The sequence below is a fragment of the Sulfitobacter sp. W074 genome (genome assembly GCF_025142275.1).
Lineage (GTDB): Bacteria > Pseudomonadota > Alphaproteobacteria > Rhodobacterales > Rhodobacteraceae > Sulfitobacter > Sulfitobacter profundi.
The window spans coordinates 66,706-87,651 of the sequence record NZ_CP081132.1; the positions used below are offsets into that span (position 1 = coordinate 66,706).

Sequence of the window (20,946 nt, forward strand, 5' to 3'; positions counted from 1 at the left end):
CACCTCCCTGTGAACTGGCCCCCGTCCTGCGGGGGCCTTTTTTTGTGAGTGGGGATCACATAACATCAGCTTTCGGGGGGAGCGTCACAATGAATTTTAAGCAGCTCAGCTACTTTATCGCCGTGGCGGAAGAGCTTCACTTTGGCCGCGCTGCAGAGCGTCTGGACATGGCGCAGCCGCCTCTGAGCCGCCAGATCAAGCAATTGGAAGAAGACCTCGGCGCGGTGCTGTTCAATCGCGGTCGAAGCTCCATCAGCCTGACCCAGGCGGGTGAACGGCTGCTCCATCGCGGCAAATCAATCATCGCTCAGTTGGATGATACGCGGTTGGAGTTGCGCCGTCTTGGCCAAGGAGCGGAAGGCAGGCTGCGGATTGGTTTCGTCGGATCGGCGACCTATGGGATTCTGCCTAATATCATCCGGTCTTATCGCGCCAACTACCCCGACGTTAACCTCAGCCTCATTCCGATGAACAACGCGGACCTTCATCGTGCTTTGGTGTCGCGCGAGTTGGACGCGGTGTTTGCCCGCCCCACCCTGAAGGACCCTGAGTTTCTCTCCAAACACCTTGCCGAAGAGAAACTGATCCTCGCGCTACCTGATATTGTTGATACCGGAGGGCGCACGGTAGCACGGCTTGAAAGGTTAATGACACACAACCTCATTTTGTACCCTGAGCGGCCACGCCCTAGCTATGCCGATATGGTCCTTAACGCGGTCAAAGAGGCGGGGTTTGAGGCGCCTCTGCGGCTATGGTGCATGGACCTTCAAACTGCCCTAAGCCTCGTGGCAGTGGGCGAAGGGGTCTGCATCGTGCCGGAGTCTGTCTCGAGCGCGCCGCGCAAAGGCATGAAATTTCTCAATATTGAACCCGAAATTGCGCGCACCGAGTTATCGGTGAGTTACCGCCTTGATGATCAGGGAGTCCACGTCAAAAACTTCGTGAATGTCGCCCAGAAAGTCTCCCGAAGCAGCCCCCTAAAGAGGTAGACTGAAGACTATCTCCCTCGTAAGTCTCGGCCTGCCGTGTGTATCACACGCCAAGCCAAGTGTGTTGAACCTCTTCGTTCGCCCTGATCTCCGCTGCGGTCCCAGACCAAACAACCTGACCCTTGCCAACGACCACGACGTCGTCCGCGAGTGATGTGGCAAACCCGAAGTTTTGTTCTACGATAACCATCGACATACCGCCGTCTCGCAGTTCCTGCAGCTTGTCATGCAGCAGCTTGACGATGATGGGGGCCAAGCCTTCTGTCGGCTCATCGAGTATCAGCAATTCCGGGTTCATGAGCAGACCGCGGGCAATGGCCAGCATCTGTTGCTCGCCCCCCGACAACTGGGCCCCGCCGTTGTCCATGCGTTCTGCAAGCCGGGGAAAGACCTCCAACACACGTTCCATCGTCCATTCGGCCTTTGGCCCACCGAACCGTTTGGCGGCAAGCTCAAGGTTTTCCCGCACGGTCAGGGACGGAAAGATATCGCGCGTTTCGGGGACATAGGCGATCCCGGCCTTGGCAATATCAAAGGGCTGCGCGGCGATTGGCGCACCGTTGAAAGCGATCTTTCCAGACTTAAGCGGCAGCAGTCCCATGATCGTCTTCAACGTTGTGGACTTTCCCGCCCCATTGCGTCCCAGCACGGCCAGTACCCTGCCCTCCTGCGCCTTCAGCGAAAGACCATAGAGAACTTGGGTCTCACCATAGCCGGATTCGATGGCATTAAGTTCAAGCATCTTCCCAACTCCCCAGATAAATCTCTTTCAACAAGTGCGACCCCCGGGCCGCCTCCGGCAATCCGTCAAAGACCACTTCGCCGTAATTCAGAACGGTGATGGTATCAGCGACATCAAAGGCCAGTTCCATGTCATGCTCGATAATCAGCATGGTCAGATCACGGGGCAGATTGTTCAGCAGGTCGTGAAACCCCTTGGCCATTTCTGGGCCCACGCCACTGGTGGGTTCATCCATCAGCAGCACTAGCGGCCGCGTAGCGAGCGCCACGCCGACTTCCAGCTGCCTTCGGACCCCATAGCTGATTTCCGAGACTTTGGCGTCGAGATAGGGCAGCAACATAACCTGTTCGGCGACTTCCGCAACGATCTCACGGACTTCGGGTTTCGACAGGCTGTCTGACCACAGGCGCGTCGCATGGCCCGTATGAACCGCCGCTGCTAGCCCGAGATTTTCCCTCACGGTCAGCCCATCGAAGAGTGTGTTCTTTTGGTAGCTGCGTGACAGACCGCGACGTACCCGCTTCGCAACCGGCAAGGTCGTTACATCCTCGCCTGCCAAATGAATGCTTCCGCTACTCGGGGTCAGTTCACCGACCAATTGATTGAATAGCGTCGTTTTGCCTGCGCCATTAGGCCCAAGGATGACCCGCCGTTCGCCGCGCTCCAGCTTCAGGGAAATATCTCGGGTCACATGGACCGCGCCGAAACTCTTTTCCAGATTACGTGTCTCAAGCATCGGTAACAACCTCCCGTGCAGCGCGGGTGGCGGGCCGATTGGTGCCTCGGCGGCTTTTCCAGACACTCCAACGGCCTTCGATAAAGCCGTAGATTCCGTTTGCCCGGCTCATCACTACGGCAATCAGGACAACCCCCACCACAAGGTGCCAATAGGTCGTCACAGCGCTCAGCTCATGCTTGAGCAGGACAAAGACGACGGCGCCGACAAGCGGGCCTACCATTGTGCCCAATCCGCCAAGGATGACCACGACAAGTGCCTCGCCCGAAACGGTCCAGCCCAGCAGGCCAGGAGAGATATACATAATATGCTGGGCCGTCAGCGCCCCGGCGAGGCCAGCGATCATGCCCGAAAGCCCGAAGACATCCGCCTTTACCCGCCAGACTGTCAGCCCAAGCGCCCGCATGCGTTGTTCGTTGTGCATGACGCCCGTCAGCGAACGGCCAAGACCCGATCGCAGGATCAGAACCGACATCAGGTAGACCCCTGCGAGCGCCACCAGACAGAACAAAGCAAAGCTGCGGCTGTCGTTGAGGTCTACGCCAATCAAGGTGAGGTCAAGACGCGAGATGCCCCCCAGCCCATCATCGCCTCCGAAGAGCGGTGCTTCGAAAATATAGGAGTAAGCCATCTGACCGAAAGCCAGCGTGGCCATGATGAAGTAAATCCCATGGCTGCGCGAACAGACCGCACCAATCATCCATGCCGCTGCGCCGGTAATAGCGATCGCGGCACCCATGGCCATCAGAGGCGTTGCGCCGAACTGGGTAGACAAGAGCGCGAAGGCGTAGGCCCCTACTCCCATCAGCGCGCCGTGGCAGAGTGAGACCATACCGCCAAAGCCCGCGACAATGTCGAGCGCCAAAACCAGCATAGCAAGGATCAGGATCTCGGTCAGGATTTCGAGGCCGAAATACTCGGCCGCAAAGGCCTGAAACAGTGCCCCACCAAAGAGCATCACCAAGAAAGCGTAGCGAAGTGTATTGTGGCTGAACATCAGCTTATCCTTTCGCCGGAAAGAGGCCCACTGGCTTGATCACGAGGACCGCAGCCAAGAGCGCGTAGATGAGAACTGAGGCCAGTTGTGGGGCGAGCACAGCGCCAAAAGTCTGGACGCAGCCATAGATCAGCGACCCGGCAATGGCGCCTTTAAGCGATCCAAGCCCACCGATCACGATCACGATCAGCGTCGGGATCAGGATTTGCAGCCCCATGTCAGGCGTCACGCTCAGCAAGGGCGCGGCCACCGCACCGGCCAGACCTGCAAGCGCGCAGCCCACGCAGAAAACGATGAAGAACAGCCGCTCAACGTTGATCCCGAGGCAAGCGGCCATCACATCATTGTCGACGCCAGCTCGGATCATTGCGCCGATTTGCGTGCGCCGAAGGACAAAACCCAAAGCGGCGAGGACGGCCAGACCAAGGGCGATGATAAACAGCCGGTAAGTCGGGTATTCCACCCCAAGAAACGCCGTGCGCCCTTGAAAAACATCCGGCACCGCGATGCCAAGCGCCAGATCGCCCCAAAAAATGCGGGTGAGATCGAGCAGCGCGAATATCAATCCGAAAGTGACAAGCACCTGCGCCATCGGACCAGATTTCCGCATGCGCTTGATCAGGCCTGAGTAGAGCAACATGCCGACACCGGCGACAGCGACCGGCGCCAGAAAGAAACCCAGCCAATAGCCGCCAACCGTCGCGAGGGAGGCCGCGAAATAGGCGCCGAGCGCGTAGAGCGCCCCATGCGCGAGGTTCACGAAATGCATCAACCCAAAGATCACGGTCAGGCCGATAGAAAGAAGAAACAATAGCATGGAAAGCTGCAGCGCGTTCAGCGCTTGAAGTATCCAAAAGCCAAGGTCATGTGACATGGAAGGCCCTCCTTGTTGGAAAGACCCGGCCGCAGATACGCGGCCGGGCTACTGGCATCAGTTTGAAACCGGAGCCATCTCACAGCCGTTGGCGGGGTCCGCTTCCGCAGGAAGCTTCGCCAAGACTTTCTGTGTCTGTCCGCCATCGCCCGCGACCGTCTCGTAGACGTAGATCGGCTGGACGATATTGTTGGTCGCAGGATCAATCGAAAGCGTCCCGCGCGGGCCATCAAACTTGACCTTGCGCAAGGCGTTGGCGAGGGTTTCGCGATCCGTCGCACCTGCTTTTGTCGCCTCGATCAGCGCGCGGGCCGCGTCATAGCCATGCACTGCAAACTCGGAAGGCGCACGGCCCGTCTTCTCCTTGAAGGCCGATACAAAGGCAGCATTCTCAGGGCTATCGATCGTCGGCGCATAATGGAGAGCGGTGATCACCCCTTCGGCGGCGGGACCTTCGGCATTCACGTAAAGCGGAGACGTCAGAAAGCCGGAACCGTAGAGCGGCAGATCGGCCTTCAGGCCAAAGCTATCGTACTGTTTCACGAAGGAGATCGCCTCACCACCCGCATAAAAGACGAACACCGCATCAGCGCCACTGGATTTGGCTTGGGCCAGATAGGGTCCGAAATCCTGCGTTTTCTGGAACGGCGTGTATTCCTGCCCGACGATCTCTCCGCCCGCTGCGGTGAATGTCTCGGTAAAGCCGCCAATCATCTGCCGTCCGGCGGCATAATCAGGCGCGAGGGTATAGACCTTGCGGATCCCCTGCTCATACATCCATTTGCCCATCGGGCGGTTCACCTGCCCGTTGGAGAACGACATGCGCGTGATATAGGGCGAACAACTGACCCCGGTGGCCTCGTCGTTGCCGGCGTTGGCGACGATCAGGGGAACGCCGGCACCATGTACCATATCACGCACAGCACCCAGCACGCCGGAACTGACGATGCCCACCATGACATCAACCTTATCCTGAAGGATCAGCTTTTTCGCTTTGCCCAGGGCGACCGGGGGTTTCACCTCGGTATCCTCGCTGACAATCTCGAATGTTGCATCGGTTTCCGAGCCGAACTTTTCGATGCCAAGGTTGAAGCCTGCTTCGATCTCATTGCCAAGCGAGGCGTAAACCCCTGAGAAAGGCAGCAGCATACCGACCTTGAAGTCTTCCGCAGCGGCAGGCACAGCCAGACCGGTGGCGAGCCCAAGGGCCGCCAGAATAGTACGTTTCATTATGTTCTCCTCCAGTTGAACTAAGACCCCCCCTCAGGGTCTAACCAAGATCGCCCCCACCCACCGGCACCGTGACGCCGGTGATGTAGGACGCGTCATCCGACGCCAGAAACAGGATCGGACCTGCCTGTTCGTCGAGTGTTCCGTAACGTTTCATGAAGGAGGACTGGATCGTCTGGTCGACGATGGTCTGATACCAGTCCTCGCGTTGTTCTTCTTCGGCATTCGGATTGCGCGGCACCACGCGCGCGGGCGCTTCGGTGCCACCGGGCGCTGTCGCCACCACGCGAATGCCCCGCTCGGCCATCTCCCAGGCAAGGTTCGCGGTGATCGCGTTCACCCCCCCTTTGGCCGCGCCGTAGGGCACGCGGTTGAGCCCCCGTGTGGCGATGGAAGATACGTTGACGATCACGCCACTTTCGCGTTGCAACATATGGTCGATCGCAGCACGACAACAAAACAGTGTCGGGAAAAGCGAGCGACGTACCTCTGCCTCGATCTGCTTTGGCTCATAATGCTCATAGGGTTTGGCCCAGATGGTGCCGCCCACGTTGTTGATCAGGATGTCAATCTGGCCCCAGAGATCGACGGCCTTTTGCATGGCCTTTGCGCAGCCGGTCCATGTTTCGAGGTTGACGCTGATCGCTTGGGCCTCCCCCCCGGCGCTGCGGATCGCTTTGACCACCTCGTTGCGGGCGGGAGATCGGTCGACGATCAGAACCCGTGCGCCCTCTTTCGCCGCGCGCTCTGCCACCGATCGACCGATGCCCTGCGCCGCACCCGTGGCCACCATAACCTTGCCTTCGAAACGCGCGCTCATGCGGCTTCTGCCGAGGTTTCTGTCGGGTTGAACTTTTCATAATGAAAGCTCACCGGTGCCACGCCCAATGTGTCGAAGTGAGACCGCACCGCATCCACCATGGGCGGCGGGCCGCAAAGGTAGACATCGCAATCCCCCCCGCAAAGGTCTTCTGCCGAAAGGTGATCGGTCACAAACCCCTTGCGGTCGTGCGCCTCGTCCTCTGCTGCGAGGACGGTCACGACGGTGACATTGCCAATCTTCTCGGCCAGCGCGTTGACCCGGTCCAATTCGACCAGATCGGCCGCACGGGTCACCGCGTAAAAGAGTTTGATGGGCTGGTCGGTCCCCTGCTCGGCCAATTGCTCCAGCATCGACAGGAAAGGTGCGAGGCCGGTGCCACCTGCCAGCCAAAGCTGGTTGCGTTCGATGGGGCGCAGGTAAAACGCCCCCATCGGACCAGTGAGCGTCACCTGGTCGCCCGGTTTGGCCCGCTCGCTCAGATAGCTGCTCATAACCCCACCGGGCAGATTGCGAATCAGGAAGGTCGCCTCATCACCGCCCTGCGCGGAAGAGAAGGAATAGGAGCGGTGCTGTCCGGTTCCCGGGACGGTCACATTGACATATTGCCCGGGCAGGAAACCCATGGGTTTGGCCAGTTTCAGCTTCAGGCTGAAGGATGTCTCAGAAAGGGTTTCGACGGCCAGCACCTCGCCTTCGATGGCTTCCGGCGCAGTTTTGCAGGCAGCGGATGATGTCGGCACGCGCAACACACAGTCGCTTTCGGGTATCATCTGACAAGTCAGCACATAGCCCGCTTCGGCTTCCTCGTCGCTCATGGACTCGTCCATGTAGAACTCAAGCTCGTAGGTGCCTTTTTCGGCAAAGCATTTGCAGGTGCCGCAAACACCATCGCGACAATCCATCGGCAGGTTGATTTTCTGCCGGAAGGCCGCATCCGTTACCTTCTCATCGTCATCGCATTGGATGACGCGGGTGACACCATCCTCGAAGTTCAGGGCGACATTGTAGCTCGTCATGGCATGCTCCTCCCTTGGCCACGCAGCCTGCCGGGCTGCGCGGGGGTGTAGTGGCTCCCGACTGAACGGGATCAAGTGTGGTAGACGTCGATCACGTGGTGGATGTGGTCGTTCTTCAGGACTACTTTTTTGTCAGTGATCAACGGCTTGGGGCCGGTGATGTCGACCGTGTAAAAAGACGTGCCCCAGTGTTGGTCAGTCGCACCGTAGCGGTAGCTCAGCGTTTGCCAGTTGAAGCGCAGCTTGATCTCGCTGCCGGTGCGGGCCAGCACCTCGATACCAGAGAGGTAATGATTGGTCCGTGGCTCAGGCAGTGACGTGGCCGATGACCGGTCGGTCTTAATCCGAAAGACGCGATCCTCAATGCCCTGTTTGTTGGGATAGTACATCAAGGAGATTTCGTTCGCCGGGTCTTCAGTCAGCGTATCATAGTCATCCCAAGCGGGCATCCAGAAGGGGCAATCCTTGTGGTAGAAGGCCAACCAAGTGTCCCAGTCCCGGTCATCGAGGGCGCGGGCCTCTGCGAAGAGAAACGCTTGGATCTCTTCATAGCTCATGGCCGAGGTAGCCTCTGTGCGGTCAAGTGTTGCAGTGTTCATGTCGGCCCCCCTTATTCTGCTGCCAAAGTCGCATCGGGCGCGTTTTCGCGCTCCTTTGCGATGGCTTGGTTCATGCGCTCTTGCCAGTTGCTGTGCTGGATCACGAAAAGCCCTTCGTCTTCCGTCCGCGCGCCAGATAAGATCGGGTTGATCCCCAGCTTCTTGGCATCCTCATCCGGCCCTTTGATCCACTGTGTCGCCCCGCGGGTGAGGTCGTTCCATTTGGCATGTGCGGCACCGGCATAGCCGCGCTGTGTGGCCCGAAATTCTTCGGTATCATCCGGTGTGGCCATCCCTGAGGCATTGAAGAAGTCCTCGTACTGCCGAATGCGGCGGGTCCGTGCTTCCTGGCTCTCCCCTTTCGGGGCGATGCAATAGATGGTCACTTCGGTCTCATTGACGCTGATCGGGCGGAAGACCCGGATCTGCGAACTGAACTGATCCATCAGGAAAACGTTTGGATAGAGGCAGAGGTTGCGCAACACACCTACCATCCAGTCGGCTTTGGTTTCGCCGTGCTTTTCAGTCCATTCCTCAAGGCGCGAATATCCCGGACGGTTGGTCGGATCGGCCCATTCGGTCCAGAGCAGGATGTGACCGTTCTCATAGGCGTGAAAGCCGCCCCGCTGCTTGGCCCATTTGCTTGCATCCGTTGCCTTGATGTCGTCTTCCTTACCATCGTCGGTGCGGTGGGCCGTGGTCGCCACATAGTTCCAATGAACCGCCGAGACGTGATAGCCATCGGCCCCATTCTCGGCCTGTAGTTTCCAATTGCCGTCATAGGTGTAGGTCGACGAGCCGCGCAGGACCTCAAGCCCCTCGTCGGCCTGATCCACGATCATGTCGATCATCTTGCAAGCATCGCCGAGGTAGTCTTTCAGCGGCTGAACGTCCTCGCTGAGCGAACCGAACAGGAACCCGCGATAGCTCTCGAACTTTGCCACTTTGGTAAGGTCGTGGCTGCCGTCCGTATTGAACTGCTCAGGGTAGCCTGCGCCTTTGGGGTCTTTGACTTTCAAAAGCTTGCCGGTGTTGGAAAAGGTCCAACCGTGGAAGGGACAGGTAAATGTCTTTTGATTGCGACGTTTGAACCGGCAAAGCTGCGCCCCGCGGTGCGAACAGGCGTTCACCAGCGCGTGCAGCTCGCCATCCTTGTCACGGGTGATGACAACCGGCGTGCGCCCCATCGTCAGAGTAAAGTAGTCGCCCGGGTTCGGGATCTGGCTTTCATGCGCCATGTAGATCCAGTTGCCTTCGAAGATATGTTTGATCTCCAGTTCGAACATCTCTTCATCGGTGAAGATGTCCCGGCGGCAACGGAATACACCGTTCTCCGGATCATCTTGGATCGCGCCGTCAAGGCGCGTCTGGAACTCATCGAGATTGGATTGCGTGAACATTTGGTCCTCCTCCTAAACGCCGTCACGCTTCTCCAGCGTGTCGGCTGATTTTTTCGTTTCCCCCGCTGGCAATCAGCCGGCGATGGCTTTCATGCTGCGTTGCGCACCACGTCGGAATGCGGCGATCTTGTCGGGGTCGAGTGTGACACCGATGCCCGGGCCGGACGGGACTTCGACACAGAAGTCGCGGTAAATGAGCGGCTCCGCGAGGATCCCGTCTGTCAGCAACAAGGGTCCGAAAAATTCGGTGCCCCAGTGCAGGGTCTCGATCGTCGCAAAGAGTTGCAGCGCTGCTGCGGTGCCCAATCCGGTCTCAAGCATGGTGCCGCCGTAGAGGCCAAGACCAGCGACCTGACCGATGGCGATAACCTCCGAGGCGCGCTTGAGCCCCCCAGACTGGGCAACTTTCACGGCGAAAACGTCGGCGCAATTCTCACGGACGGCAGCCAAAGCGTCCTCCGGGCCGTTTAGAGCTTCATCCGCCATGACGGCGATCTCATAGCCCTTGGTCAGTTCGGCCATCGCCCGGCGATAGCGTGCGGCGACAGGTTGTTCTACCAGCTCACAGCCAGCATCCTGCAGCCCCTTCAAACCCCAGCGTGCTTCCTGAAGGGACCAAGCCGTGTTGACGTCCACCCTCACGCTTGCCGCGTCTCCCACGACCTGCTTGATACGCGCCACATGCGCGACATCCTCCCGCACGGACCGCTTTCCGATCTTCAGCTTGAAGATATTGTGACGCCGGGTTTCGATCATCTCCTGCGCTTCGGCGATGTCGGTATCGGAATTTCCCGATGCCAAGGTCCATGCGACGGGCAATTTCTGGTGTACTGCCCCGCCAAACAGTTGCGAGACCGGAACACCGAGCCGTTTGCCCAACCCGTCCCACAGCGCGATTTCAACCGCGGTTTTGGCGATGCGGTTGCCTTTTACCAATTTGTCGATCAGTTGGATCGCGCCGTTCACATTATCAGCTTCACGGCCCAACAAGAGCGGCGTGATATAGGTATCAATTGCAGATTGGATGCCCTCAGGGCTTTCGGCCCCGTAGCTCAGACCGCCGATGGTCGTGCCCTCACCGATCCCTTCCGACCCATCAGAGCATTTGATCCGAACCAAGACAGCGGTCTGCGTGCGCATCGTCGCCATCGAAAGCACGTGTCCTCGGATGGTCGGGATGTCGAGGATCATCGTTTCAATTTGGTCGATCTTCGTCATGGGTTCACCGCATCTGCAAGTTTTCATCTGCAGCACAGAATGCCCGCCCTATTCGGATTCTGTCGATGATGGGTGGGGTCTTGGGTGATACCCTGCGATTTCGCGCGTCGCGTCGCGCCTCGGTAGAGCTCATTCGAGTCAGCTAAAGGCACCACTATGGTTATTGGGAAACTCTCGGTGCAGTCGCCGCTTTGGCACATGCCGATAGCTTGAAATCAATCGTTCGACTTCAAGGCGGCCTTATAGTCTTCCGAGGTTACCCATCCGCCGAGCCGCGCGAGAAGACCGTTAAGCGTGGTAAGCTCGTCCTCAGACAGCGGTTGGGTCAGCACCTTCTCCAGCCGATCGGAAATGCGCCTGCCAATTAGGCGCATCTCTTTTCCTTTTGACGTGGTCGACAGAAAGAAAACCCGCGCGTCTTTGGGGGAATTCTCGCGCTGGATCAGCTCTGCGGCCAGCAGATTCTGGATGATGCGCGAGGTAAGACTGCGCTCAAACCCACTGATCTTGGCCAGTTCAGCAAAAGTTGTGCCGGGCGCATCATCTACCAATCGCAACACCCGCAGATCGCGGATGCGACAGCCCGTTTCCCTGAGAAATATTTCGTCATTCGCGGCAATGGCTTCATCGGCGAGGATATTTAGCCGATATGTCAAACGCTCGTTTTTGAAGGTCGAGTTCTTGGTCATTCGTTGCTGCTGCCCGCTATGTTGAGAAATTACCAAAACGGTATCACCCGTTACCTTGCTTGGCGCAAAACGCATAAATTCACAAGAATCCCGCTTGCGATAATTATCTTAAGCTGCAATCGTCTTAATATGGGATTAGTTTTAGGCCCGCGCTGGTATGGCCGCAAGGCTAAGCACGTTTGCGATGAACGGGGGCTGACCACATGATTTCACTGCCATGAGAGGCGGCTGCGACCGGGCGGGAGGCCCGGGCGCACAGCTCCGCAGAATTTTCTGATAAAACCGAGGGAGAAATACCGATGATAGCAGCAAGAGCCCTGTGCTTTGGCCTGACGACGGCCGCATTTGCAACGACGGCGATACAGTCCGCCAGCGCAGAAACACTTACCCTTTCGTCTTGGGTGCCACCCACCCATTTCGTCCATACCGACTTTCTGGTGCCGTTCACCCAAAAGGTCTCCGAAGTGACAGAGGGCCGGGTCACCGTGACGATCCTGCCCGCGCCGCTGGCCAGCCCGCCCCAGCATTGGGAGCTGGCCCGAAACGGTGTCGCGGACATCACTTGGGGGAACTTCACCTATGAACCTGAACGATTCGTTTCGCTGTGGTTCTCTGAATTCCCTAACGCTGGCACGAATGCCGAAGCGCAGAGCCGCGCTTTGTGGCAGACCTTTGATAAGTACCTATCCGATCTTGAGGCCTTTGACGGGGTGAAGATGCTGGCGGTAGGCCTGTTCGGCGGCGGGCAGTTGCACCATGGCGCAAAGGATCTGGTCACCCCCGGTGACGTAGCAAACCAGAAGTTTCGCATGGGCGGCCCCATTCAGGAAAAACTGCTGACCTCGCTTGGCGCGGTTCCAGTGGCGGCCCCCGCGACGAAGGCATATGAAATGCTGGAAAGCGGCGTGATCGACGGATCGCTTCACACGATGGAATCGGTCGTGAACTTCCGGCTCGAAGACAGCCTGAAGCATCATACGATCTTCCCCAACGGTTTTTATGACGCGTCCTTCTTCGTGATCATGAACGGCGCGAAATGGGAGTCGCTCGGCGCCGATGACCAAGCTGCCATCGAAGGCATCATCGGCGAAGGCCTGTCAGCGAAATGGGGTAAGAACTTCGACGTACAGAACCCCGCGGCATATGAGAAGCTCAAGGCCGACGGTCACACAGTATCTGACGCCTCAGCGGAACTCATCGCTGCGGTAGATGTGGTCTATGGCGAGATGGTCGGCGATTGGGTTCTGAACGCCAAAGCCGCCGGCGTAGAAGACCCGAAAGCCATGCTCGATTTCTACAACACGACATATAAGGCCCTCGCCGCCGAATAACCCGCACCTCAGTGACTTGTCGGGGGCCGATACGACGGCCCCCGTTTTCTTTTCAGGAGAAATATCATGCTGCACATAGCGTGGAAAATCCGCAGGGCTGTGGAACTGATGATGGCCTTGTTTCTACTCGCAATGGTTGCCCTGACCTTTGCGGATGTCATTGGACGCCGTTTGATCGGCAAGCCGATCTACGGCGCAAATGACATTACAGAGCATCTCATGGCCCTTGTCGTCTTTGCAGGCCTGCCCCTGGTCACGGCTGCAGGCGCACATCTGACCATCGACCTTTTCGACAAAGTGATCGGCAAGCCCTCGATGGCGTGGTGGCGTGCTCTCATCTCGGCTCTTGTGGTAGTCGTTCTGGCGGTGATCGCCTGGCTCTTCATCAAACATAGCTTCACCGCTGCGCGCATTTCCGAAGTGAGCCAAGCCCTCCGCGCGCCCCGCGCACCCCTTTATTTCTATATGGGGCTCAGCTGCGCCCTATCTGCTCTGGCCGCCTTCGCCACTGCCTTTGCTGGCCCAATGGTGGACCCTGCAGATACCCACGAGGAAGAAGCACTATGATTGTCGGCTCTATTGCCATGTTCGCGGCCATTTTATTGGCCTTTCTACGGGTGCCACTGGCCTTTGCCCTTCTCGCGGTCTCCACCGCTGGCATCGGGTTCGCGATAAACTGGAACATTGCCTTCCAGCTCCTGCCACTGACGATCTCAGAAGCGGTGCTTTCCTATGACCTTGCGGTCGTTCCGATGTTCATCTTGATGGGCAACGTCATATCCCGCACCGGCATCGCCCATGACCTGTTTCGGGCTGCCTATGCTTTCGTCGGTCATGTACGGGGCGGATTGGCGCTCTCGACCATGGTGGCCTGTTCGGGTTTCTCTGCCGTTTGCGGGTCCAGCTATGCCACCGCGGCGACCATGGCCAAGGTCGCCTACCCCAGTATGAAAAAGTACAAATACTCCGATGAGCTTGCCTCGGGCACGATTGCCGCGGGCGGCACCCTCGGCATTCTGATCCCGCCCTCCATCATCATGGTGGTCTACGGCATTCTGACCCAGACAAACATCGGCGCGCTCTTCATTGCCGGGGTCGTGCCGGGTCTACTTGGGCTTGCGCTCTATATGCTTGCGATCCGGCTGGTCGCCGCGCGCCATCCCGAGCATGCGCCGCAGGGGGATCGTACGCCTTGGCGCGATAGGATTCTTGCCTTGTCGGGCATCTGGCCCTTCGTGCTGCTGTTCGGCCTGATCATCGGCGGACTTTATGCCAAACTTTTCACGCCGACCGAGGCGGCGGGCATGGGCGCAGGTCTTGCCATACTGGTGGCAACGCTCCACGGACGGCTCTCTTGGAAGGTACTGCGCGCGGTGATCATCGATACGGCCTATACTTCGATTTCGCTTTATACGGTACTGTTCGGCGCCTTGATGCTGTCCAAGCTGCTTACCCTATCAGGGCTCGCAGGCGGAATTCTTGCCTTCGTGCAATCGACCGGCCTTGAGGGCTACGCCCTGATCTTTGCGATCATGCTCGTTTTTCTCGTGCTTGGCTGTGTAATGGATTCCATGGCCATTATCCTGATCTTCGTGCCGCTCTTTGCACCTATCGTCGTGGCGCAGGGGTTCGATCTGGTGTGGTTCGGTATCATCGTGATCGTCGTGACCGAAATCGCCCTGATCACACCGCCTGTCGGAATGAATGTATTCGTACTGAAGGCCGTGCTGCCCGACGTGCCGGTTATCCGTATCTTTAAAGGGCTCATCCCATTTGTCACGGTGGATGTGGTGCGTCTTGCTCTGCTGATCGCATTTCCCGGCATCACACTCTGGCTGGGATCAACAATCGGGTAAGCGCAGGTGCAGAGGGTTGGACGACCGCCCTCTGCACCTCGACTTCCGAAGGCCGCCGTCGCCTATTTCGGATGGAAGATAAAGGACCGCATGGAGATCGACCCAAGGTCGATGCTGTCGGTCATGAACAACAGGTCATCGCGCTGATCCGACGCGCCCGCGATTGTGAGCGCAGGCAAGTAGTGGTCCACGCTGGGGTGCGCTTCGGTCAGAAGAGAGCCCAGCTTTTCGCGATTTGCCAGCGTATCGAAGTCACGCTCAATCAAACGGCCTGTGACCAGATCATCGAACTCCAGCGCAAAGGCTTCGGGCTTTCCATCAAAGCTTAGCCGCCGCAGATTGTGAACGATATTGCCAGACCCGAGAATGAGCACGCCACGGTCTCGCAGGTCGGACAGCGCTTGGCCGATCTCAAGTTGATGCGCCAACCCCTGCCCCATGTCGATGGAAACCTGAAAGACAGGAACATCCGCCTCGGGGTAGAGATACTTCAGAACCGCCCAAGCGCCGTGGTCCAGCCCCCAAGTATCGTCTTCCTCGGCCCGGTGGCTCGCGAGGAGAGAGACAACTTCGCGCGCCAGATCCGGATGGCCCTGTGCCGGATATTGCTCGGCATAGAGCGCGTCGGGAAAGCCGTTGAAGTCGTGAATCGTGCGCGGCAGCGCAGAGACATCGACCAGCGTTGTTCCGCGTGTCATCCAATGGGCCGATACCACGAGGATCGCGTTTGGCCGTGGAAGGCCCTGCCCCAAAGTGGTCCATGCCTGGCTGAAAGGCCCCTCCGTAATGGCGTGCATGGGGCTACCATGACCGAGAAAGACAACCGGCATTCTTTGAGTCGGCGCAAAGCGGTCGCGCAGGCTGTGCAAGCTATGGGTCTGCATAATGACGTCTCCTCGGTTGGCCGGATCACCCTTGATCGGGTGATCCGGGAGGTTTCAGCAGATCAGGCGAATTTGCCCAAGGCACGGTCAATCACCGGCAGGCGCAGCGCATAGGCGCCCGCACCCAGCAGGGCGATCACGCCTTGAACAACCGCCCAGAACAGCGGGAATTCCCAGCCGCCACCTTCGTTCGAGAAGGTCCAGCCGAACCCGGCATGGGCCCAGACCGACCCAAGAAGGATGGCAATCAACGGCAAGGACACTAGGCGCACGGCGATGCCAGCGATCAACAAAAGACCGCCGCCAAGCTCAGCGAGGATGGTCAGGTAGGCAAAAAAGCCCGGAAGACCGAGGCTTTCAAAAAATGCGACGGTGCCGGGAATGGTGAACAAGCTCACCTTCATCCACCCGTGGGCGAGAAAGAGAACACCGCTGGAGAGGCGGAGCGCCAGTGCGGCGAGGTCGGTATTGGATTGCGTTGTCATTCGTTTGTTTCCTTTTCGGGGGAGGCCACCCGCAAGCGGCCTGTTGTTGGTATGGCCCTACATACGTCTTGCTTGTTTCGTTCAAAATGGCGAATGTATGGAATGACTATCCATGATATATACTAAATAAGATGGACCTTTTCGATCAATTGCGCGCTTTCGTGGCGACGGCTCGAAGTGGATCGTTTACGGCGGCCGCCGAAGAACTGGGCACCTCCAACCGCCTGACCTCAAAGTATGTGGCCGAGCTTGAGCAGAGGCTTGGGGTTCGCTTGCTACAAAGAACGACACGGCAGGTTGGGTTGTCCCCGGCTGGGGAAACCTTGCTGGCCGGTGCCCCCTCGCTTCTTGATGGGATCGACGACCTCCTAGAGGAAGTTTCGCAAGGGTCCGAAGGTCTGTCCGGTCCGCTCCGGATCACGGCCCCCGTCACTTTTGGCGAGATTTACGTGGCCGGCATGCTGGCACGCTTCGGCACCATATACCCTGATCTAACAATCGATCTGCGATTGAGCGATACCTATGTGGACCTTGCATCAGATGGGATCGACCTGGCCCTGCGCATTGGCCATTTCGATCTGTCGTCCATGAAGGTCCGCCGCCTGACCCGATTCGAAAGCATTCTTGTCGCCAGCCCCGCCTTTCTGGCCCAGAGCCCCAAGATCACAAGGCCTGAGGACCTGTCCGAGGTAAGCTGTATCGTCGATACGAACCGGCGCCTTGCGCGTCGCTGGAACTTCACTCGGGCGTCTGAGGAGCAGGTCGTCCAGGTCAAAGGACGGTTTCAGGTGAACTCCGCTCACGCGGCGGCAGAACTCGCGCGCCAAGGGCTTGGGGTGGCCTATATCCCGAGCTTCGCGGTGAGTGACGCCATCGAACGCGGTGCGCTGGTGCCGCTTCTGCCCGAGTGGACCGGGGAGAAAGGCGATGTGGCGGCGGTCTACCTCGAAGGTCGCGCCCTTCCGCGCAAGGTACGGACGCTTATCGATTTTATCGTGGCCGACATAGGTGAAACCTCATTCTAAGGCGTCCAACGCTATAGGTGGATCGCCTTGCACGATCAGGCCTCTGGCGGTAAGCCTTAACCGCCGAAAAGATTCTGAGGCCGGTTGGTTATTCCGGCCCTCTGACTTCCAGAGATCCAGTCGCAGTATCCTGCGAACCCTCGGCATCGACCACTCATTGGTCGGTGCCGGGGGAGTTGTGTTCCCCCCTCCGACCGCAACATGGAAACGACCGAAATGAACCGAAAAACTCTTATCCTCGCTCAAATCCTCATCACCTTCATGATGGCGGTTTTAATGTCAGGCACAATGTCGCTATTGATCATGGGGCTTACTATGGAATGGCTTTTGGCTTGGCCTTGGCAAGCGCTCACCGCCTGGCCTATCGCCTTTGTCTTCACCCAATTCACGACGCCATTGGCATTCGCAATCGCCAATCGGACCATCGCAAAATAATCCGAATTTGGCGTGAACCAATTTATGCAGTGGGGATAACCCGCTGCATGACCGCCCCCTACGCCCCCTATCCAAGAATGCGGGAAATTCCGGCCTGCACCTTCAGCAGCGCGGGCAGGTAACTTTCGACCAACTCTCCCGGATCCGGCTGCGTTGCTGCCATTCCGGTGTTCAGAGCAGCAACCACGGTACCCTTGCTGTTGAGCACTGGCACCGCGAGCGAGCGCAGACTGATCTCAACTTCTTGATCGACCACCGCAAAGCCGCGCGTCCGCGCTGCCTGCACTTGCATCATGATCTCATCCGGATCCGTCAAGCTGAACCGGGTGCGCGGGGAGAGGTCGGACGCCTCAATAATCCGGCGCGCTTCCGCCTCCGGCATCGCGCCCAACAACACGCGCCCCATGGACGTGCTATGCGCCGGAAGGCGCGACCCGGGCATCAGGCCGATCGACATGACCCGCCGCTGCGACGCGCGGGCGAGATAGACAATCTCGGTCTCGTCAAGAATGGCCACGGAGCAGCTTTGGCTGATTTGTTCGGTCAGTTGATCCAGCCACGGCTGCACGACCTGCGGCAGTTGCAAGCCACCAATGGCCCCGGTGCCAAGGCGCAGGCAGCGATGCGTCAGCGTAAAGTACTTCCCGTCATAGGCAGCGTAGCCTTCGGCATGGAGCGTCAACAGGCACCGGCGCGAGGTGGCACGGTCAAGCCCGGTCAGCGCCGCGACCTCGCTGATCGACAGCTTGGGGCGCTGTGCGTCGAAACATTCGATCACCCGAAGCCCCTTGGCGAGAGAGGAAATTGTGTTGCTGGATTTGTTCGTCATACGCACATAAAATTAGGCATAGCGAACAAATGTCAACATACGCACAAAATTCTGGCTCTGCATACGCCCGACCGCTAGACCCTCTGCAACTTGAGGAGACCAGCAATGGACAAAACAGTTCCTACTGTGGCTGAGGCCGTAGCCGACATCCCGGATGGGGCGACAATTATGATCGGGGGGTTTGGCGGCTCTGGCGCGCCAATCGAACTGATCCACGCCCTTATCGATCGCTTCCGCGCCACCGGCAGCCCGGCGGACATCACTGTCATTAACAACAACGCGGGCAACGGCTATTGCGGGATCGCGGCGATGATCAAAGTGGGCATGGTCCGCAAGATGATCTGCTCTTTCCCGCGCAGCTCCAACGCCGAAGCGTTCAATGAAAAATACCTCGGGGGCGAGATCGAACTCGACCTCGTGCCCCAAGGCACGTTGGCCGAGCGCATCCGCGCCGCCGGTGCCGGGATCCCCGCCTTCTACACGCCGACCTCCTTCGGCACGGAACTTGCCGAAGGCAAACCGACCGAGGAATTTGACGGGAAAATGTATGTCCGCGAAAGATGGCTGAAGGCGGATTTTGCGCTGATCAAGGGGCAGGACGGTGACCGCAGCGGCAACCTGACCTACCGCATGGCGGGCCGCAATTTTAACCCGCTTATGGCGATGGCGGCAGCAAAAACCATCGCGCAGGTCAGCGTGCTGGGCGCGCCCGGCAGCATCGATCCGCAAGAGGTCATCACCCCGGGCATCTTTGTCGACGCCATCGTGGAAGTGGCAGAACCTCAACAAGAAGAAGTGCTTGTGCGCACGGGAGTGGTTTACTGATGGCGGAGTTCAACATCATGCAGGACAAGCTTTCGAACGCGCAGATCGCATGGCGTGCGGCGCAGGACATCGAAGACGGGTCTTACGTCAACCTCGGCATCGGCTTCCCCGAGATGATCGCCAAGTTCCAGCCCGAAGGCCGCGATGTGACGTATCACACCGAAAACGGGGTTCTCGGTTTCGGTCAGGCTCCAAAAGAGGGTGAAGAGGACTGGGATCTGATCAATGCCGGCAAGAAGCCTATCACGCTCAAGCCCGGTGCCGCGTTTTTCCACCATGCCGACAGTTTCGCGATGGTCCGCGGTGGGCATCTCGATCTCGCCGTTCTGGGGGCCTACCAGGTGGCTCAGAATGGCGACCTAGCGAATTGGCGCGTCGGCACCAAAGGCGTGCCTGCCGTGGGCGGCGCGATGGACCTCGTACATGGCGCCAAACGGGTGGCCGTGGTCACCGATCATGTCACCAAGGATGGCGGCCCGAAACTGGTCGAGCGCTGCACCTTCCCGCTCACTGGCTTGGAATGTGTCACCCAAGTCTATACCTCGCTCGCGGTGATCGACATCAAGGGCGGCAGGTTCATCCTGCGGGAGAAAGTGCCGGGGCTCAGCATGGACGCTCTACAGGCCGTCACCGGGGCCACGTTGCACATTGAAGGTGATGTTGCCGATCTTATCGTACCGGAGGAACTGGCATGATCGACGTTTATATCTGTGATTACATCCGCACCCCTATTGGCCGATATGGCGGGGCGCTGTCCACTGTCCGGGCCGATGATCTGGGCGCTGTGCCCCTCAAGGCGCTGATCGAACGCAACCCCTCTTTGGACCCTGCGGCAATTGACGAAGTTATCTTTGGTTGCGCCAATCAGGCAGGCGAGGACAATCGAAACGTCGCGCGCATGTCACTGCTGCTGGCGGCCTATCCCGAGACCGTGCCCGGCACCACGATGAACCGGCTCTGCGGATCTGGTATGGACGCGGTGATCACCGCGGCGCGGGCGATCAAGGCTGGGGAGGCCGATTTGATCGTTGCGGGCGGGGTTGAGAGCATGTCGCGCGCGCCCTTCGTGATGCCCAAGGCTGAAACTGCTTTTTCACGGAACAACGAGGTTTTTGACACCACCATCGGCTGGCGTTTCGTCAACAAGATGATGAAGGCGCAATACGGCGTCGATTCAATGCCCGAAACCGCGGAGAACGTGGCGGAGGATTTTGACGTTAACCGTGCAGATCAAGATGCCTTCGCCCTGCGGTCCCAGCAAAAAGCAGGCGCCGCCATGGCAAGCGGGCGTCTGGCGCAAGAGATCGTGCCTGTCTCTATCCCACAGCGCCGGGGCGATCCTATCCTTGTGTCAGAAGATGAACATCCCCGCCCTTCGACCACCTTGGAAGCGCTGCAAAAGCTTAAATCCTTTGTCAAAGCGGATGGCACGGTGACGGCGGGCAATGCCTCCGGCGTCAATGATGGTGCGGCGGCATTGATCCTCGCCACGAAAGAAGCCGCAGAGAAGCATGGGCTGACCCCTATAGCCAAAGTCCTCGGCGGCGCGACGGCCGGGGTCGCACCGCGTATCATGGGCTTTGGTCCTGCGCCTGCGTCCAAAAAGCTGATGGCGCGGCTCGGGCTGAAGCAAGATGATTTCAGTGTCATCGAACTGAACGAGGCTTTCGCGTCACAGGGCCTTGCCACCTTACGTGATTTGGGCATCGCAGACGACGATCCACGGGTGAACCCCAACGGCGGTGCAATCAGTCTTGGACATCCGCTTGGCATGTCAGGGGCCAGGATCACCGGCACGGCCATGCTAGAGTTAAAACCCGGAGAGAAGTCCCTTTCTACAATGTGTATCGGCGTTGGCCAAGGGATCGCCATCGCATTGGAGGCCGTCTGAACCGCTGGCCGTAGTGTGGGGATAGAACTCGCTCTGTTGCGCGTGGGGCTTTAAAGTGAAGGGCGACCATCC

23 protein-coding genes are annotated in these 20,946 nt (G+C 58.7%); 9 read left to right on the plus strand and 14 right to left on the minus strand.

Going from position 1 to position 20,946, the window contains the following annotated elements; genetic code table 11:
* The first annotated feature begins 89 nt into the window (after positions 1-89).
* Complete coding sequence (locus K3762_RS18545) at positions 90-989, plus strand: LysR family transcriptional regulator (protein WP_260013259.1); 900 nt, start codon at positions 90-92, stop codon at positions 987-989.
* A 43-nt stretch (positions 990-1,032) separates the two neighbouring features.
* Here the strand turns inward: K3762_RS18545 and K3762_RS18550 are convergent, their stop codons facing one another.
* The 11 genes from K3762_RS18550 to K3762_RS18600 all read right to left on the minus strand — a co-directional run bounded on the left by K3762_RS18550 (position 1,033) and on the right by K3762_RS18600 (position 11,388).
* Positions 1,033-1,731 carry an ABC transporter ATP-binding protein gene (locus K3762_RS18550; protein WP_260013260.1) on the minus strand — a complete coding sequence of 233 codons (699 nt, stop codon included), beginning with the start codon at positions 1,729-1,731 and terminating at the stop codon, positions 1,033-1,035.
* The gene (locus tag K3762_RS18555) at positions 1,724-2,467 is read right to left on the minus strand and encodes an ABC transporter ATP-binding protein (RefSeq protein ID WP_260013261.1); all 744 of its coding nucleotides are present in this window, start codon (positions 2,465-2,467) and stop codon (positions 1,724-1,726) included. Before K3762_RS18555 ends, K3762_RS18550 begins: the two co-directional genes overlap by 8 nt.
* Positions 2,460-3,464, minus strand: coding sequence for a branched-chain amino acid ABC transporter permease (locus K3762_RS18560; RefSeq protein ID WP_260013264.1), 1,005 nt, complete (start codon positions 3,462-3,464; stop codon positions 2,460-2,462). Before K3762_RS18560 ends, K3762_RS18555 begins: the two co-directional genes overlap by 8 nt.
* Before the next feature lie 4 nt (positions 3,465-3,468).
* Positions 3,469-4,338: a branched-chain amino acid ABC transporter permease gene (locus K3762_RS18565; RefSeq protein WP_260013266.1), complete on the minus strand. Its 870-nt coding sequence runs from the start codon at positions 4,336-4,338 to the stop codon at positions 3,469-3,471.
* A gap of 57 nt (positions 4,339-4,395) precedes the next feature.
* Positions 4,396-5,568 (minus strand): ABC transporter substrate-binding protein, encoded by a 1,173-nt coding sequence (locus K3762_RS18570; protein ID WP_260013269.1) that lies wholly within the window; start codon positions 5,566-5,568, stop codon positions 4,396-4,398.
* A gap of 40 nt (positions 5,569-5,608) precedes the next feature.
* Complete coding sequence (gene benD, locus K3762_RS18575; protein ID WP_260013270.1) at positions 5,609-6,388, minus strand: benzoate diol dehydrogenase BenD; 780 nt, start codon at positions 6,386-6,388, stop codon at positions 5,609-5,611.
* A complete protein-coding gene (gene benC, locus K3762_RS18580) occupies positions 6,385-7,407 on the minus strand; it encodes a benzoate 1,2-dioxygenase electron transfer component BenC (protein ID WP_260013271.1) in 1,023 nt (340 codons plus the stop codon). The genes benD and benC overlap by 4 nt, the downstream gene beginning before the upstream one ends.
* Positions 7,408-7,478: 71 nt before the next feature.
* On the minus strand, positions 7,479-8,006 hold the full coding sequence (gene benB / locus K3762_RS18585; RefSeq protein WP_260013272.1) for a benzoate 1,2-dioxygenase small subunit: 528 nt from the start codon (positions 8,004-8,006) through the stop codon (positions 7,479-7,481).
* A gap of 11 nt (positions 8,007-8,017) precedes the next feature.
* Positions 8,018-9,406, minus strand: coding sequence for a benzoate 1,2-dioxygenase large subunit (gene benA / locus K3762_RS18590; RefSeq protein ID WP_260013273.1), 1,389 nt, complete (start codon positions 9,404-9,406; stop codon positions 8,018-8,020).
* A gap of 72 nt (positions 9,407-9,478) precedes the next feature.
* Positions 9,479-10,624: a muconate/chloromuconate family cycloisomerase gene (locus tag K3762_RS18595; RefSeq protein WP_260013274.1), complete on the minus strand. Its 1,146-nt coding sequence runs from the start codon at positions 10,622-10,624 to the stop codon at positions 9,479-9,481.
* Between the two features lie 215 nt (positions 10,625-10,839).
* Positions 10,840-11,388: a MarR family winged helix-turn-helix transcriptional regulator gene (locus tag K3762_RS18600; protein WP_260013276.1), complete on the minus strand. Its 549-nt coding sequence runs from the start codon at positions 11,386-11,388 to the stop codon at positions 10,840-10,842.
* 224 nt (positions 11,389-11,612) lie between these two features.
* Between K3762_RS18600 and K3762_RS18605 the strand changes: the two genes are divergently transcribed.
* The 3 genes from K3762_RS18605 to K3762_RS18615 all read left to right on the plus strand — a co-directional run bounded on the left by K3762_RS18605 (position 11,613) and on the right by K3762_RS18615 (position 14,500).
* A complete protein-coding gene (locus K3762_RS18605; RefSeq protein ID WP_260013278.1) occupies positions 11,613-12,644 on the plus strand; it encodes a TRAP transporter substrate-binding protein in 1,032 nt (343 codons plus the stop codon).
* A 66-nt stretch (positions 12,645-12,710) separates the two neighbouring features.
* On the plus strand, positions 12,711-13,211 hold the full coding sequence (locus K3762_RS18610) for a TRAP transporter small permease (protein ID WP_260013280.1): 501 nt from the start codon (positions 12,711-12,713) through the stop codon (positions 13,209-13,211).
* Entirely contained in the window at positions 13,208-14,500 is a 1,293-nt protein-coding gene (locus K3762_RS18615; RefSeq protein WP_260013282.1) for a TRAP transporter large permease, read from the plus strand. The genes K3762_RS18610 and K3762_RS18615 overlap by 4 nt, the downstream gene beginning before the upstream one ends.
* 62 nt (positions 14,501-14,562) lie before the next feature.
* Here K3762_RS18615 and ygiD read toward each other — a convergent pair whose 3' ends face one another.
* Together ygiD and K3762_RS18625 are read right to left on the minus strand one after the other, a co-directional pair.
* Positions 14,563-15,384, minus strand: coding sequence for a 4,5-DOPA dioxygenase extradiol (ygiD, locus tag K3762_RS18620; RefSeq protein WP_409202474.1), 822 nt, complete (start codon positions 15,382-15,384; stop codon positions 14,563-14,565).
* A 62-nt stretch (positions 15,385-15,446) separates the two neighbouring features.
* Positions 15,447-15,869: a DoxX family protein gene (locus tag K3762_RS18625; RefSeq protein WP_260013284.1), complete on the minus strand. Its 423-nt coding sequence runs from the start codon at positions 15,867-15,869 to the stop codon at positions 15,447-15,449.
* A gap of 131 nt (positions 15,870-16,000) precedes the next feature.
* Between K3762_RS18625 and K3762_RS18630 the strand changes: the two genes are divergently transcribed.
* Together K3762_RS18630 and K3762_RS18635 are read left to right on the plus strand one after the other, a co-directional pair.
* Positions 16,001-16,894, plus strand: a complete 894-nt coding sequence (locus tag K3762_RS18630; RefSeq protein ID WP_260013285.1) for a LysR family transcriptional regulator — start codon at positions 16,001-16,003, stop codon at positions 16,892-16,894.
* A gap of 201 nt (positions 16,895-17,095) precedes the next feature.
* Positions 17,096-17,329, plus strand: coding sequence for a DUF2798 domain-containing protein (locus K3762_RS18635; protein ID WP_260013287.1), 234 nt, complete (start codon positions 17,096-17,098; stop codon positions 17,327-17,329).
* Between the two features lie 67 nt (positions 17,330-17,396).
* On the opposite strand, the gene K3762_RS18640 is transcribed toward K3762_RS18635, so the two are convergent.
* Positions 17,397-18,158, minus strand: a complete 762-nt coding sequence (locus K3762_RS18640; protein ID WP_260013288.1) for an IclR family transcriptional regulator C-terminal domain-containing protein — start codon at positions 18,156-18,158, stop codon at positions 17,397-17,399.
* Positions 18,159-18,263: 105 nt separating this feature from the next.
* Between K3762_RS18640 and K3762_RS18645 the strand changes: the two genes are divergently transcribed.
* The 3 genes from K3762_RS18645 to pcaF are packed head-to-tail and all read left to right on the plus strand — an operon-like array spanning position 18,264 to position 20,874.
* On the plus strand, positions 18,264-18,983 hold the full coding sequence (locus K3762_RS18645) for a 3-oxoacid CoA-transferase subunit A (RefSeq protein ID WP_260013289.1): 720 nt from the start codon (positions 18,264-18,266) through the stop codon (positions 18,981-18,983).
* A 17-nt stretch (positions 18,984-19,000) separates the two neighbouring features.
* Positions 19,001-19,678, plus strand: a complete 678-nt coding sequence (locus K3762_RS18650) for a 3-oxoacid CoA-transferase subunit B (protein ID WP_311199000.1) — start codon at positions 19,001-19,003, stop codon at positions 19,676-19,678.
* Entirely contained in the window at positions 19,675-20,874 is a 1,200-nt protein-coding gene (gene pcaF, locus K3762_RS18655; RefSeq protein ID WP_260013290.1) for a 3-oxoadipyl-CoA thiolase, read from the plus strand. The genes K3762_RS18650 and pcaF overlap by 4 nt, the downstream gene beginning before the upstream one ends.
* Positions 20,875-20,946 lie beyond the last annotated feature (72 nt).